Annotated in this window: 13 protein-coding genes and 2 tRNA genes; 6 read left to right on the top strand and 9 right to left on the bottom strand. The window is 31.2% G+C overall.

What is annotated here, in order from left to right:
- The first annotated feature begins 9 nt into the window (after positions 1-9).
- The 3 genes from sucD (at position 10) to fabG (ending at position 2,084) form a co-directional block, all read left to right on the top strand.
- Positions 10-882 carry a succinate--CoA ligase subunit alpha gene (gene sucD / locus C7448_RS10595; protein WP_115901353.1) on the top strand — a complete coding sequence of 291 codons (873 nt, stop codon included), beginning with the start codon at positions 10-12 and terminating at the stop codon, positions 880-882.
- Positions 883-1,008: 126 nt separating this feature from the next.
- Positions 1,009-1,218, top strand: a complete 210-nt coding sequence (locus tag C7448_RS10590; protein WP_115901352.1) for a hypothetical protein — start codon at positions 1,009-1,011, stop codon at positions 1,216-1,218.
- 119 nt (positions 1,219-1,337) lie between these two features.
- A complete protein-coding gene (gene fabG / locus C7448_RS10585) occupies positions 1,338-2,084 on the top strand; it encodes a 3-oxoacyl-[acyl-carrier-protein] reductase (RefSeq protein ID WP_115901351.1) in 747 nt (248 codons plus the stop codon).
- Positions 2,085-2,325: 241 nt separating this feature from the next.
- On the opposite strand, the gene C7448_RS10580 is transcribed toward fabG, so the two are convergent.
- From C7448_RS10580 to C7448_RS10565, 4 genes are all read right to left on the bottom strand, one after another.
- Entirely contained in the window at positions 2,326-2,751 is a 426-nt protein-coding gene (locus C7448_RS10580; protein ID WP_115901350.1) for a helix-turn-helix domain-containing protein, read from the bottom strand.
- Between the two features lie 654 nt (positions 2,752-3,405).
- Positions 3,406-7,071 carry a phosphoribosylformylglycinamidine synthase gene (gene purL / locus C7448_RS10575; RefSeq protein WP_115901349.1) on the bottom strand — a complete coding sequence of 1,222 codons (3,666 nt, stop codon included), beginning with the start codon at positions 7,069-7,071 and terminating at the stop codon, positions 3,406-3,408.
- A 101-nt stretch (positions 7,072-7,172) separates the two neighbouring features.
- Positions 7,173-8,669: a S41 family peptidase gene (locus C7448_RS10570; RefSeq protein ID WP_115901348.1), complete on the bottom strand. Its 1,497-nt coding sequence runs from the start codon at positions 8,667-8,669 to the stop codon at positions 7,173-7,175.
- A gap of 79 nt (positions 8,670-8,748) precedes the next feature.
- The gene (locus C7448_RS10565) at positions 8,749-9,531 is read right to left on the bottom strand and encodes a carboxypeptidase-like regulatory domain-containing protein (protein WP_115901347.1); all 783 of its coding nucleotides are present in this window, start codon (positions 9,529-9,531) and stop codon (positions 8,749-8,751) included.
- A 223-nt stretch (positions 9,532-9,754) separates the two neighbouring features.
- Here C7448_RS10565 and C7448_RS10560 point away from each other — a divergent pair, with 223 nt between their 5' ends.
- Positions 9,755-11,473, top strand: a complete 1,719-nt coding sequence (locus C7448_RS10560) for a thiol-activated cytolysin family protein (protein ID WP_115901346.1) — start codon at positions 9,755-9,757, stop codon at positions 11,471-11,473.
- Positions 11,474-11,619: 146 nt separating this feature from the next.
- Here the strand turns inward: C7448_RS10560 and C7448_RS10555 are convergent.
- Together C7448_RS10555 and C7448_RS10550 are read right to left on the bottom strand one after the other, a co-directional pair.
- Positions 11,620-11,705: transfer RNA gene (locus C7448_RS10555), tRNA-Leu, on the bottom strand.
- 37 nt (positions 11,706-11,742) lie between these two features.
- Positions 11,743-11,815 (bottom strand) — tRNA-Lys (locus tag C7448_RS10550).
- Between the two features lie 107 nt (positions 11,816-11,922).
- Here C7448_RS10550 and C7448_RS10545 point away from each other — a divergent pair.
- Positions 11,923-12,441: a shikimate kinase gene (locus C7448_RS10545; RefSeq protein ID WP_115901345.1), complete on the top strand. Its 519-nt coding sequence runs from the start codon at positions 11,923-11,925 to the stop codon at positions 12,439-12,441.
- On the opposite strand, the gene C7448_RS10540 is transcribed toward C7448_RS10545, so the two are convergent.
- On the bottom strand, positions 12,433-12,936 hold the full coding sequence (locus C7448_RS10540; protein WP_115901344.1) for a phosphoribosyltransferase family protein: 504 nt from the start codon (positions 12,934-12,936) through the stop codon (positions 12,433-12,435). The genes C7448_RS10545 and C7448_RS10540 overlap by 9 nt on opposite strands.
- A 30-nt stretch (positions 12,937-12,966) precedes the next feature.
- Complete coding sequence (locus tag C7448_RS10535; protein ID WP_115901343.1) at positions 12,967-13,356, bottom strand: RNA-binding S4 domain-containing protein; 390 nt, start codon at positions 13,354-13,356, stop codon at positions 12,967-12,969.
- 79 nt (positions 13,357-13,435) lie between these two features.
- Here C7448_RS10535 and C7448_RS10530 point away from each other — a divergent pair, with 79 nt between their 5' ends.
- Entirely contained in the window at positions 13,436-14,305 is an 870-nt protein-coding gene (locus tag C7448_RS10530) for an FKBP-type peptidyl-prolyl cis-trans isomerase (RefSeq protein WP_115901342.1), read from the top strand.
- 73 nt (positions 14,306-14,378) lie between these two features.
- Here the strand turns inward: C7448_RS10530 and C7448_RS10525 are convergent, their stop codons facing one another.
- Complete coding sequence (locus C7448_RS10525; RefSeq protein WP_115901341.1) at positions 14,379-15,008, bottom strand: porin family protein; 630 nt, start codon at positions 15,006-15,008, stop codon at positions 14,379-14,381.
- Positions 15,009-15,082: the final 74 nt, after the last annotated feature.

Here is a 15,082-nt window from a genome sequence, read left to right as displayed (position 1 = left end):
AGCAAACCAATGAGTGTTTTAGTAAATAAAGATTCAAAAATTATAGTTCAAGGTTTTACAGGAAGCGAAGGAACTTTCCACGCTGGCCAAATGATCGATTACGGAACAAACGTAGTTGGAGGTGTAACACCAGGTAAAGGAGGTCAAGAGCATTTAGGTAAGCCTGTTTTTAATACAGTTGATGAAGCTGTAAAAAAAGCAGCAGCTAATACTTCAATTATTTTTGTACCACCAGCATTTGCTGCTGATGCTATTATGGAAGCTGCTGAAGCAGGAATTAAAGTAATTATCTGTATTACTGAAGGGATTCCCACAGCTGACATGGTAAAAGTAAAAGCATATATCGATCAGTTAGATTGTACTTTAGTAGGACCTAACTGTCCAGGTGTTATTACTCCAGAAGAAGCAAAAGTTGGAATTATGCCAGGATTTATCTTCAAAAAAGGTAAAGTAGGTATTGTTTCTAAATCAGGGACTTTAACATATGAAGCTGCTGATCAAGTTGTAAAACAAGGATACGGAATTACTACTGCTATTGGTATTGGTGGAGACCCAATTATTGGAACTACTACTAAAGAAGCAGTTGAATTATTAATGAATGATGATGAAACTGAAGCAATCGTAATGATTGGTGAAATTGGAGGAAACTTAGAAGCTGAAGCTGCACGTTGGATTAAAGCTGACGGAAATCGTAAACCAGTAGTTGGTTTTATTGCAGGACAAACTGCTCCAGCAGGTAGAACAATGGGGCATGCAGGTGCTATTGTTGGTGGTGCTGATGATACTGCGCAAGCAAAAATGAAGATTTTAGCTGAAAATGGAGTACACGTTGTAGAGTCTCCTGCTAAAATTGGAGAAATGGTAGCTAAGGTTTTAGCATAAATTATAGATGAAGAATTTTAACAGTTCATGTTAAAATTTTATAATATTTTTTTATTAAATCCGTTGAATTTGCAAATTCAACGGATTTTTATATATTTAAGCAATTATTAATTTAAAATATATAAAATGAAATTGGATCAAGTAAAACAGTTAGGAAAAGAATTAACAAAGAAAGAGTTGAAAAGAACTCACGGAGGTAGGAAAAGAGTGGGATATACATGCAATAATGGAATAATGGGAGTAGCCACAGGCGAGGCTATTAATATTGCTACCGAGATAGAATCTTTTTGTGGAGGAGGATACAGGATAAACTTTGTTAGACCTATTGAAGAATAGTTAATATAATAAACCAAAATAAGATAAATAATAATATTTTTTTTGATTTAAAATCCTGCTAAAAAATAATCTTTAGCAGGATTTTCTTTTTATATTTGACCTATTAAAACAACTAATAAATGAAACTTTTAGAAAATAAAACAGCAATTATTACAGGAGCTACCAGAGGAATTGGTAGAGGAATTGCATTAGAGTTTGCAAACCAAGGATGTAATGTTGCATTTACGTATAACTCTTCTGTTGAGGCAGCAACTGCTTTAGAAAATGAATTAAAAGAATTAGGGGTAAGCGCTAAAGGATATCAATCAAATGCGGCAGAGTTTGATGCAGCACAAGAATTAGCAAAAAATGTTTTAGAAGAATTCGGAACAATTGATGTATTGGTAAACAATGCAGGTATTACTAAAGATAATTTATTAATGCGTATTTCTGAAGACGATTTTGATAAAGTTATTGAAGTAAACTTAAAATCTGTTTTCAATTTAACAAAAGCCGTAATTCGTCCAATGATGAAACAACGTGCAGGTTCAATTATCAATATGAGTTCTGTTGTTGGATTAAAAGGAAATGCTGGTCAAGCAAATTATGCAGCTTCAAAAGCAGGGATTTTAGGATTCTCAAAATCAGTAGCATTAGAATTAGGATCGCGTAACATTCGTAGTAATGTAGTTGCGCCTGGTTTCATCGAAACTGAAATGACTGCAAAGTTAGATGAAAAAGTTGTTGAAGGTTGGAGAAATGAAATTCCTTTAAAAAGAGGAGGTTCACCACAAGATATTGCTAACGCTTGTGTTTTCTTAGCATCAGACATGAGTTCGTATATTACTGGACAGACTTTATCTGTAGACGGAGGAATGCTGACCTAAAAGATTACGATATTTATAAGTAAAAAAGCCTGTATTAAAAAATAATACAGGCTTTTTTTATTTAAGAGGGATTGTCTTTGGGGGACAAAGCAAGAAACTCAACTTACAGGGAAATAAGCTTTAGGGGAGAGTTTAGTTATTAATGATTTATAAAATTGAAACAGTTTGTGGGGAAATAAATACTAAGGGGGATTGTTTGAACTCTACAAATCATTAAATTATCAGGGAATCAATTATGTCATTATTTTTTTTTGTAATCTTCAAAGGTTCCATCGTCGTATAGAACCAATATATTCTTAACTTCTCTGAAAGAATCCGATTCTTTTCTCTTTTTATGACTTTCTGAGAATTGCGTATTTGATTTTTTTTCGGGTTCTTGGTCAAATACAATATTTTCAGTAAACAGAGAAGGAGCTTTGTTTTTTTCAATATTTTCCTCCTTTGTATGGTTTACAGTATTTTTTGGGAAATTACCTCTACCATAAACTAACCATTCTAATTCTACTTCTTCAAATGCCTTTTCTACTTTTATAATAAAATCTAAGCTAGGTTTATTTCTTCCTGATAATAGGTGAGAAATGCTAGACCTTGGAACATCAATTGTATCTGCGAAATTAGAAGCTGATAAATTGTAGTAATCTAATATTTTTTTTAGTCTTTCTATCATTTGTTTATAATTGTAAACTGCATGGGTTGTTCACGATTGTAAATATATGCCATTTTATAATTGTAAACAAGAAAAAAGACAAAATATTTTAAACACTCCTTAAGTTTAACGAATAAAAACTTTAAATAAAAGTCATTAAACTACTGTAAATAAGATGTTTAAGTTAAAGATATAAGAAAAACTTATTAAAAAAGAAAAAGCTCTTTACTTCGGTTAATTACAAATGTAACTGTTTGTGTGTGTTTTTTTAAGTGTTTACAAATACAAACATAAAATCTTCTTAGATAATAATTGTATGTGAATAGTAATATTTACACTCATAAACACTAAATAACCAACTTAATTAGAGAATTAATGTATAATTAAACAAAAGGCTTTAATCTATTAAATATCTTATTGTTTATCAGTATGGAATAAAGGAAGTACTTAACTAATTACTTGAATACTCTTTAAGTTGAATGTATATAATACTACATAGTTATATAATATTATAGAAGATTGAATAATGAAAGGAAATTGTTATAATGCTTGTGTAGAATTAGTGTAACAACTACATTCACAAATGTAATTAGACTGTAATAGTTTACATTTGTAAAAAAAGAAAGCACTCTGTATCAGAGTGCTTTAGTATTATTTAAGAACTAGTATTTATACTTACTTTTTACTAGCTATCCATTTTCTAGCATTTACAAAAGCTTCTAACCAAGGAGAAACTTCATCTTGTCTATCTGGATAATTAGCCCAATTCCATTGGAAAGTAGAACGTTCAATATGAGGCATTGTTACTAAATGACGTCCAGTTTTATCACACATCATTGCCGTATTATAATTTGACCCGTTAGGGTTGTTAGGATATCCTTCATATCCATATTTAGCAACAATATTATAATTATTTTCAGCTTGAGGTAAATTAAACTTACCTTCTCCATGAGAAATCCAAACTCCTAGCTCTGTTCCAGCCAAACTGGATAACATTATTGAATTATTTTCTTGAACTTTTACAGATGTAAACGAACTTTCATGTTTTTTAGATTCATTATGAAGCATTTTTCCGTGTTCATTATGTTCTGGATTTATCAATTCTAACTCCATAAATAATTGACAACCATTACAAATACCTACAGAAAGTGTATCTTCTCTATCAAAGAATTTCTTTAAAGCTGTATTTGCTTTTTCATTATATAAAAATGCTCCAGCCCATCCTTTAGCAGAACCTAATACATCAGAATTTGAAAATCCTCCAACAGCACCTATAAACTGAATATCTTCTAAGGTTTCTCGACCAGAAATTAAATCAGTCATGTGAACATCTTTTACATCAAACCCAGCTAAATACATAGCGTTTGCCATTTCACGCTCTGAGTTAGAACCCTTTTCACGAATGATAGCAGCTTTTGGTCTATTGGTTACAACTCCAACTGTATCAGCTAATTTTCCTGTAAAGTGAGTTGGGAATGTATATTTTAATGGCTGATTTTTATAATTATCAAAACGATCTTTAGCTAAATCGTTCGCCGTTTGCTTTTGATCTAATAAGTATGATGTTTTGTACCAAGTATCTCTTAATTCAGAAATAGATAAAGCAAAAACATCTGAACCATTTTTAATATTTAATCGATCAGATTCTGTTACAGAACCGATAGTAAAGAATTCAATATTATTATCAGTTAAAACTTGCTCTACTGAATTATCTATAGCTTGGAATACAATTCCTGAGTTTTCGGCAAATAATAATTGAATACTGTCTGCTTCATCTAAGCTTGATAAATCTAGGTTTGCACCTATGTTTACATTAGCAAAACATAATTCTAATAAGGTAGTAATAAGTCCTCCAGAAGCAACATCGTGACCTGAAACAATTTTTCCCTCTTTAATTAAGTTTTGAATTACATCAAAAGCAGCTTTAAAGAAGTCGTTGTCAGTAATAGTAGGAGTAGAGTTTCCTATTTTGTTTACTATTTGCGCAAAAGAACTTCCGCCTAATTTAAAATCATCCTGAGATAAGTTGATGTAATAGATGTTTCCTTTATTTGGTTGTAAAACAGGTTCTACTACTTTTGTAATATCGTTACAGTTAGCCGCTGCAGAAATTACTACAGTTCCTGGAGAAATAACTTCTTCATTTGGATATTTCTGTTTCATTGATAATGAATCTTTTCCTGTTGGAACATTGATTCCTAAATCAATAGAAAACTCAGAAATAGCTTTTACAGCTTTGTATAAACGAGCATCTTCTCCTTCATTTTTACAAGGCCACATCCAGTTTGCTGATAATGAAACCGATTGTAAACCATCTTTTAAAGGAGCCCATACAATATTTGTTAAAGCTTCAGCAATTGAGTTTTTACTTCCAGCTTCTGGATTAATTAATCCAGAAATAGGAGAGTGCCCAATTGTAGTAGCAATTCCTTCTTTACCTTTATAATCTAACGCCATTACACCAACATTGTTTAATGGAATTTGTAAAGAACCAACACATTGTTGCTTCGCTACTTTTCCACCAACACAACGGTCAACTTTATTGGTTAACCAATCTTTACAAGCAACTGCCTCTAACTGTAATACTTGTTCTAAATAATTGGTAAAATTTTCTTTTGAATAATTTACGTCAGCGTAGTTTCTATAAACTGTTTTATCAGTCATAATTGTTTTAGGAGAACTACCAAACATATCTTCTAAAGCTAAATCCATTGGTTTGTTTCCATTGGTTTTAGATTCGAAAGTAAAACGATGATTACCTGTAACATCACCAACAGTGTACATTGGTGAACGCTCACGTTCAGCTATTTTATTTAGGGTTTCGATGTGCTTCTCAGCAATTACCAATCCCATACGTTCTTGTGATTCATTACCGATAATTTCTTTATCAGATAGCGTAGGGTCACCTACTGGTAATTTATCTAAATCGATGTTTCCACCTGTGTCTTCCACTAATTCAGATAAACAGTTTAAGTGTCCACCAGCTCCGTGATCGTGAATTGAAACAATATAGTTTTCATCACTCTCTACCATACCACGAACAGCATTGGCTGCACGTTTTTGCATTTCAGGATTAGAACGCTGAACTGCATTTAATTCGATTCCTGAAGAAAATTCTCCAGTATCAGCAGAAGAAACCGCAGCTCCTCCCATACCAATACGGTAGTTTTCACCTCCAAGAATTACTATTTTATCTCCTTCTTTAGGAGTATCTTTTAAAGCTTGTTCTTTTTTGCCATATCCAATACCACCTGCTTGCATTATTACTTTATCGAAACCAAGTTTGCGAGCATCTTCTTCGTGTTCAAAAGTTAAGACAGAACCACAGATTAAAGGTTGCCCAAATTTATTACCAAAATCAGAGGCTCCATTAGAAGCTTTGATTAAGATATCCATTGGTGTTTGGTATAACCATTTACGCTCTTCCATTCCTTTTTCCCAAGGACGATTCTCTTCTAAACGAGAATATGAAGTCATATAAACAGCAGTTCCAGCTAATGGCAATGAACCTTTTCCGCCAGCTAATCTATCACGAATTTCACCTCCTGAACCTGTTGCAGCACCATTAAAAGGTTCTACAGTAGTAGGGAAGTTGTGTGTCTCAGCTTTTAATGAAATAACAGATTCAAATTCTTTTGTTTGGTAGTAATCAGGTTTATCAGCACTTTTTGGGGCAAATTGCTCTACTTTTGGACCTTTAACAAAAGCTACATTATCTTTATAAGCAGAAACTATATCGTTTGAATTTTTCTTAGATGTTTCTTTAATTAATTTAAATAAAGATGTAGGCATTTCCTCTCCATCAATAACAAAGGTTCCATTAAAAATCTTATGACGACAATGTTCTGAATTTACCTGAGAGAAACCAAATACTTCAGAATCTGTTAGTTTTCTGCCAATTTTAGTAGCTACTTTTTCTAAATAGGTAACTTCTTCATCGTTTAAGGCTAAACCTTCCTGCTCGTTATAAGCTGCGATGTCATCAATTTCTAAAATAGGTTCTGGTTGAACGTCAATAGTAAATGTTTCTTGATGTAAACCATTGAATTTTTGAGAAATCATCGGGTCAAAATTAGAAAAATCATCAGCTACCGCTTCAAACTCTTCAATTCTGATAATTCCAGAAATTCCCATATTTTGAGTGATTTCTACAGCGTTGGTACTCCATGGAGTAATCATTGCTGCTCTTGGACCAACAAAAAAGGCGTCAAGAGACGCCGCATTTATTTTCGGTTGGTTGCCAAATAACCAAGTTAACTTCGAAATTGTTTCAGATGTTAATTCTTCTATTGTTTGAACAGCAAAAACCTTGCTGTTTACGTTTCCAAAGAAATGAATCATTATTAGTTGTGTTTGTGTGTGTTTTTGAAAGGTGTAAATTTAGTTCTTTTGCATGAAATATAAGCATAAAAAAAGCAGCAAAATTTTGCTGCTTTTTTCGTTTAAAAGTTAAGATGATTAATATTTTTTAAAAAATCACTTTCATAATACATTTCTTGTTCAAAACGATTTTCTTGTAAGTTATCTATTACCTGTATATTAGAAGGTCTCTGAGGTTTTGAAGCTACACCTTTTATGTTATCTAAAATAGTTTTTAGTAAAATTTCGTTTTCATTTCCAAAAGGTAAGAAGTTATTCCAGCTAGAAAACTCATTAACTTCTATATTGGCAGAAAAACCATTTACATAATCACTTTGATTTTGTTTGTTGAATATTTGAAAAGTAATAGGTTGCATAGCCATTTTGTGAGTAGTAGTAGCTTTACTTTTATCTGTGTAATCTGTAGTAGGAGAGTCGTATAATGTGATTGAACCAACATTTTTACCATAAGTAGTTTTACCAACGGTTATTACATCAATATAAGGCCTTAGCCCGTTAATTATCATTTCACTAGCTGACGCTGTACTACTAGAAGTAATTACGTAAATTTTTGAAAGTCCTGTAAGTCTATTTAAAGGAATGTCTTGACCCTGTAAGTAATTTCCATCAGAGTCATACTGAAAAATACCATTTAAAAAAGGTAATGTAAAGCCTCTGTCAGTATGTTTTTTATTATAAACAGTTTTCGCAAAAACATCTTGCTCTGCAGTTCCTTCACCGTAAATCATGCTAGCTAAATATCCACAAGTCAATACAGAACCACCTCCATTATATCTGAAGTCTAATATTAATTCTTGTATTCCTTCTGCTTTAAAATCTGCAAAAGCATTATTAAGTTCTTTATCATAAGAAGATCTAAAACCATTGTATACTAAATACCCAACTTTTTTACCATTAATATCATTAAAAACTTTTGCTAATTGTATAGCGTTATCATTAACTTCTCTTTTAGTTAGTGATACTTTTGACTTCTCAGTAACTCCGTCACTTTCTCCAAGAATAAATTCGACTGTATTATTAGAGTAGTTTTTTACAACTGTATTAAAATTATCAGCAGTAAATTTTTGGCCGTCAATTCCAATTATAATATCACCTCTCTTTAATCCTTTTTCAGAAGCAGGAGAGTTTTCTGATACTTTAGTAACTAATAAGATAATAGTGGTTTCACTAACTTTTACAGATACTGGTCTAAACCCAAAACTAGTGCTTGTACCTTGAAAAGCCTTTTCTTGCTCAATATAATCTTCAATAAACCAAGAGAATTTATCTACCTCTCCGTATTGGTATAGTAAGCTTTCAAATAAATCATTAGGGGTACCGTATGAATTTAAGTAAGTATAATAATTATTGGTATTATCATCTTTACTATCTACTAAATTAGGAACATCTTCTTGCCAATTGTACCATGAGTTCATAGCTTTCCACACAAAGTTATTTTCTTTATTGTTTAGTTTAACTTCATCTACTGGTTCAGCCCCATCTTTAGGTATTATCTTATCATCTTTACTGCAACTTAAAAGAATTGTAAAAATAAAAGATAGTAATATAATTTTTCTCATTATTTAAAGGAGTTTTTTGTTAATCTATCAAACAATATAACAGATAAAATATCATTTACCCTACTTTTTTAACAAAAAGTTACTTTTTATCAGGGATTCTATTTCTTTCTATTTTCCCTTTTTTCACTGTTTTATAATTTTCGTAGCAGTTTAAAACGGCTTCAATGAGTTGCAAATCACTAGCTTTTTTTATAAAGTATTCTGAATAGTTACAGTCTGATAATAATTTATTTAGTTCTGCTCTATCCATTTCTAAATATTCCATCATTACCTCACGATCGAATTTACCTGCTAACATTTTACGCAAGTCATCTTCTTTTTTAAGTTTTTTAAGTTTTTTTAATTGTTTAGGCTTTTTACCAAAGAGGTTATATACCAAATCAACAGGGTTTAATAGTTTAGCTATAGGGGAAGATATTTTTTGAGGCCTTCCAACTTCATACGTTTGTGGTAATCCATTAATATGGATTCTAGTAAAACGATCTTTTGGAACTTGTTTTACATCGACTTCTAAAACACCTATCAATTCAGTTGACTTAATTACAACTTCTTTCACCTCCTCAGGTTTTTCTTCCAAAGATATAACAACTTCATTTCCTTTTAAAAGGTCGTTGGTAACTTTCAGTTTAATAGAAGCATATCCTAAGTAGGATACTAATACAGTGTCGTTTGCTTGAGCTACAAGGTCAAAGAGTCCTTTTTCATTTGTAATAGTACCTACAACACTATTAAGATTTAGTATATGAGCTGCACTTAAAGGTTTTTTAGATTCGGAGTCTATTATTTGTCCTTTTAATTTGTCTTGCGCCTGAATAGATATACTAAATACTATGGCTATTAGGAATAATAATTGTTTTTGCATAAGGCGAAAATAAGAATAATAGGCTTTGCACTCGTTAATATTTTGTGAAATTAATCGTTCTTTAAAGAAGTGTGTTGTTACTTAGTAAAAGCATAAAATAACAATAGATGTATGTGGTGATTATAAAAAAAAATAAATAAATAAGTAGGGAAAATGTATTTAAGGATGTTTAATTACTCCTCGAGGTCATAATTAGTACAATGTTAAATTTAAAAATAAATAAATGAAAAATCTAAAAATACTTGGATTAACCCTTTTTTCAATTATTTCATGTCAAAAAGACGATTTATTACATAATTCTGAAATAAATTCTAGTAAAGAGCAGATAGCTCAATTTATAACACCAGATACATCTGATGGTATTCATAATTTAAATATTAGTGAACTGTATGGTAACACTTCCTCGAAAGCTAAAGGAGTAGCTGTAGAAGAGAATTGTGTAGATAAAGAAGTATCATTTACTCAAACAGATTCAGATTTCTTTATTCTAGATGCCAATAGTTCTTTATTATGGCCTGGTAATTTGGTAGCTGCGAGATCTATACAAGAAGGTGCCCCAGTGTCTATACCTATTTTTGGAGAAGATAGGAATCCTTTAGAAGTAAGAGTAAATGTGTTGTCAGGAACATCTGCTTCTACATCAAGAACAATTGAAGAACCAACACCAGGAAAAGTTCAAGATAATTTAAATTCTATTTTAAATGCTTACTATAAGAGTGAAGCTAATTTTCCCGCTAGTTTTGATATTAGTATTCAAAGAATTCATGATGAAAAACAATTTCAATTATCTTTAAATGCAGGATATTCTGGACCTAGTGTAAATGTGTCAGGTAGTTTTGGGTTAGACTTCTCTACCCAAAAAACTAGATATGCAGTTACTTTGAAACAACGTTTTTTTACAGCTTCAGTATCTCCTAAAGAAGGAATTATAGGAAAGAATAGTTGGTTAAATAACAATGTTTCCCCAGAGAGGTTAAAACCTTATGTTACTGACTATTTAGAGGTAAGTGAAGATCAACAAAACCCGTCTTCGTATATAGAGTCAGTAACTTATGGTAAATTATATACGTTAATTTATGAATCTAGTAGTAGTGCTAAAGAAGTTGAAGCAGCACTGAATTTTGCTTATAAATCAGTAGGAACAGAAGTAAATGCAGAATTAGAAGCTAGATATAAATCAATTTTTAGTGAATCTACTGTTAAAGTAAAGCAATTAGGAGGAAACGCTACTTCTGGAATAGCATCATCTTTAGCAGCTATGGCTAACAATTTAGATAGGGTTGTTGATTTTTTGAAAGAAGGAGCAGAAGTATCAGTTGATAATCCGGGATATCCTATTTCTTATAAAGTAAATTATACATATGATAATAGACCTTTCAAAGTAAGTTCAAATTTAGAATATACTATTAAAGAATGTGATTTAGTGTATTATGATAAGATAAGAGTAGACCCAACTAATGTGGCACTATATGGTAGTGATCATGGAACTAGTGGAGGAGAGCTTTTTGGTAGATTTTATGTAGAAAAGTATGATCAAGAATTAGGAACTTGGTATTTAACAGGGAATAAAATTTACTGGGGATACGGAATTGAAGATCATGTAGGATTAGATTATTATAAGTTTAACCAAAAAAGAAGTGTAGCTGATGGAAAAGTAATTGATTTTATGGTAAAAGCAAAAGCAGGTGAACGTTTTAGGATAGTTTCTGTAATAGGGGAGTGTGACTCTGGATGTTATGTTTATAGAGATGGAGCAAAGGCTTATAATGAGTATGAATATAATCTTAGTTCAAAGAAATGGGAAGATTATACAAGACACAATCCGTATGTAGATAATTATACGGTAGGAGATGGTCTTCATAACAAAACGTGGAACGGTGTAAGAACCATCGTTCAAGGAGATACTTGTTATTTAGATTATGATACATACATTTTAAACTAAATAAATTAATTATTTGATTTAATACAAGGAGGCTTTTTAGTCTCTTTGTTTTTTTATAAAATTTAGATTATTTGAATTCAGTTCTTATATTTTTTTGAATTCTACAGAAATAAAAAAGCACAATACATTTTGTATTGTGCTTTTTTTGGTGCACGTAACAGGATTTGAACCTGCACTTCCGTTGGAAACAAGCCCCTCAAGCCTGCGCGTCTACCAATTCCGCCATACGTGCATAAACTAAAAAAGTTAAGCATATGCTTAACTTTTTGTGACCGGGCTGGGGCTCGAACCCAGGACCCTCTCCTTAAAAGGGAGATGCTCTACCAACTGAGCTACCCGGTCATTGCTTCTTTGTGAAAGCGGTTGCAAATATACAACTGTTCTTTAAATCTGAAAAGCTTTTTTGTAATATTTTTTACCCATATTTGTAACTGCTTAATTACTAGTTTATGAAAATTATATTATTAGGGTATATGGCTAGCGGTAAATCGACAATTGGACGGTTTTTGGCAGAAAAGAAGCATATTCCGTTTATTGATTTAGATGAATATATAGAAAAAAGGGAAGGAAAAACGGTTTCTGAGATTTTTGAGTTGAAAGGAGAAATTTATTTTAGAAAACAGGAACATGTATTTTTAAAAGAACTTTTAGAAAAAAAAGAAGATTTTATACTATCTCTGGGAGGTGGTACTCCCTGTTACGCAGGAAATATGGATGTGCTATTAAACTTTAAAAATGTGAAGTCTGTATACTTAAAAACAAGTATAAATACGATTGTAGACAGGTTAACGAACGAAAAAAGTCAACGTCCACTAGTAGCTCGTTTAAATAAAGAAGAATTAGCTGAATTTGTTGCTAAACATTTATTTGAGAGAAGTTATTTTTATAATCAAGCAACATATAAATTAGTAGTTGATAATAAAAGTGTTTATGAAATAATAGGAGATCTACAAGAGTTACTAGGTTAAGTAAGCTATTGTTTCATTAGTTTTAAATTCTACAACTACATGTTCTTTAATAGAAGTGGATAGAGAAATACCTTTAAAATCAGCTTTTACAGGATATTTTTTATGATTTCTGTTAACTAACACCGCTGTTTTAAATCTTTTTAAAGGAACTTCTAAGAAATGCTTTACACCGTATATTAAAGTAGTTCCTGAGTTTAAAACATCATCAACTAAAACTAACGCTTTATTTTGGTACTCTTTATTATTAATAGAAGTAGTGATTGGGCTGATAGGGTTTCTCTTGTCTATTGAAACCTTACATAAAGTTATTTTTATAGGTGAAACTTCACTTAAGACAGTAGAAATTTTCTCTGCTAAAAAATACCCATTATCAGCAATACCAGCAATAATAATTTCTGTTTCGTTACTATTACTTTCATAAATTTGAAAAGCTATTCGACGAATTTTTTGTTCAACTTGAGTATTATTTAAGATGATATTATTTACGTCTGTCATTTTATTCACTGGTTTAAACTTACTTTAGGATTACAAATTAACATCATTTTTATTAGAATCATCGTAATAATCGTCAATATCACGGCGATCTTTTTTAGTAGGACGTCCCGTCCCTTTTTTACGATAGTAATCTTTGGAATACTTTAGTAATTCCGTTTTTTCAAACTCTTCTTTAGGAGTTACATCTTTTCTGTATAAATTAACCAATTTAGCACCTACACGACTAGGAGGAAGGTCTAAAACCCTTATTTTATAATTGATTTGGTTTTTTCGAATAATTATTTCTTCATTACCAAATATTTCTTTTGATGGTTTTAGGTTAGTACCCTCTATTTTAACATGTCCCTTTTTACAAGCATCAGTGGCAATACTACGGGTTTTAAATAAGCGAATACACCACAAATATTTGTCAATTCTCATATAAAAAGTTAATTTTTATCGTTTCATTTTTTACAAAGGTATAAAAATGGTAAATTGCACGTTAAAATTTCAGAATTAAATGATAAAATTTAAACATCTATTTTATACTGCCATTGTAGGTACTCTTTTGTATGCTTGTGGAAGTGATAGCAACTCAGTAGTTGACAATTTTGACCATGAAGCACAGGCTATAATTGATAACGACTCTTTAGTTGTATTTTTAAAGAACAACTATTATAATGAGGCTTTAGACTCAGTGAGGCCAATTACTAGTGGGGAAACACCATTATTTGATGATGATAAATTAGTAACTAAAGAAGTAACTGAAAATGATATTAACTATAAGTTGTATTATTATGTAAATAGCGTTGGTACTCCTGATGTAGATAAAGGTTTTCCAACAGTAATGGATTCTGTTTATGCTAAATATAGAGGACAAAGAATAGTTAGAAAAGATAGTTTAAGTCCCGATTTTGATAATAATATTGCTTGGTTTTCTTTAAATAGAGTTATTAGAGGCTGGACTCACAGTTTTGTCCATTTTAAGGGAGGGAATAATGTAACTAATGGGGGACCTATTAACTATGAAAATGGTGGAAAAGGAATTTTGTTTATTCCTTCAGGTTTAGCTTATGCAAATGGAGGGACTACTTCTATAGCTCCGAATTCAATTTTATTATTTTACATTGAATTATGGGATTTGGTTCCTGGTACAGATGATGATCAAGATGGGGTTGCTTCAATTGATGAAGATCCTGATGGTGATGGTGATCCTAAAAATGATGATACAGATGGAGATGGTGTACCTAATTATTTAGATACAGATGATGATGAAGATGGAGTCTTATCAAAAGATGAGGATAAAAACGGGGATGGAAATCCAGCAAACGATTTTAGTGATCCAAATAAGCCTACGATACCAGATTATCTAAACAGAGATATTTTTTAGAGTTAAAAAAAACATATAAAAAAACCGAAGTTTATTAAACTTCGGTTTTTTTTATGCTTAAAATTTTAGATGTTTAAAACCTGTATGATAAACCTACAATAATTTGGTTTACACGAGTGTCAAAATTCACATTTTCACTAATGTTATTATCTACAAATTTAGACTCAGTATCAGATAAAGCTCTTTCCCAACGAACATCTAAACCTAGTTTACCAAGTTCAACACCAGCACCAAGTTGTAAACCAACAGAAAATCCATCAGAATTTACTTGTTTAAGATCTTCGATATCAAAATCAGAATCTAAAATATACTGAAAAGAAGGTCCTGCAAAAACATGTCCTACTTTTAAAAAATTTAAACCTAATAAAACAGGAATATCTATTTTTTGAATCTCGTAAGAGACATTCTGATTATTTGTTGAGTTGATTGATTTTCCTTCTGGATAATAAACAACATTATTATTCAATTGTGTGTATACCAGTTCAGGTCTAATATATAAACCAGTAGCTGGTAGTTTTATACGTAACCAAGCACCAGCATGAAAACCTGTTTTGCTTTTTGCTCCATCAAAGACATCATTTTTTACATCAGAAAAAGAGTCAGAATTGTAGTTAATACCACCTTTAATACCGCCTTGTATTTGGCTTTGTGCTAACTGTGAGCCTCCAACTAGAAGGCATAAGATAAAAATTGCTTTTTTCATTTGTTATTAATTTACACTATTATAATTGGGTTAAATATTTACTTTTACATAAAAAAATACACCACTTTAAACCT

The sequence above is a fragment of the Tenacibaculum gallaicum genome, from assembly GCF_003387615.1.
Classification (GTDB): Bacteria; Bacteroidota; Bacteroidia; order Flavobacteriales; family Flavobacteriaceae; genus Polaribacter; species Polaribacter gallaicus.
The sequence above is the reverse complement of the archived record's forward strand: the minus strand, read 5'-3'. Positions and strand labels throughout refer to the sequence as shown.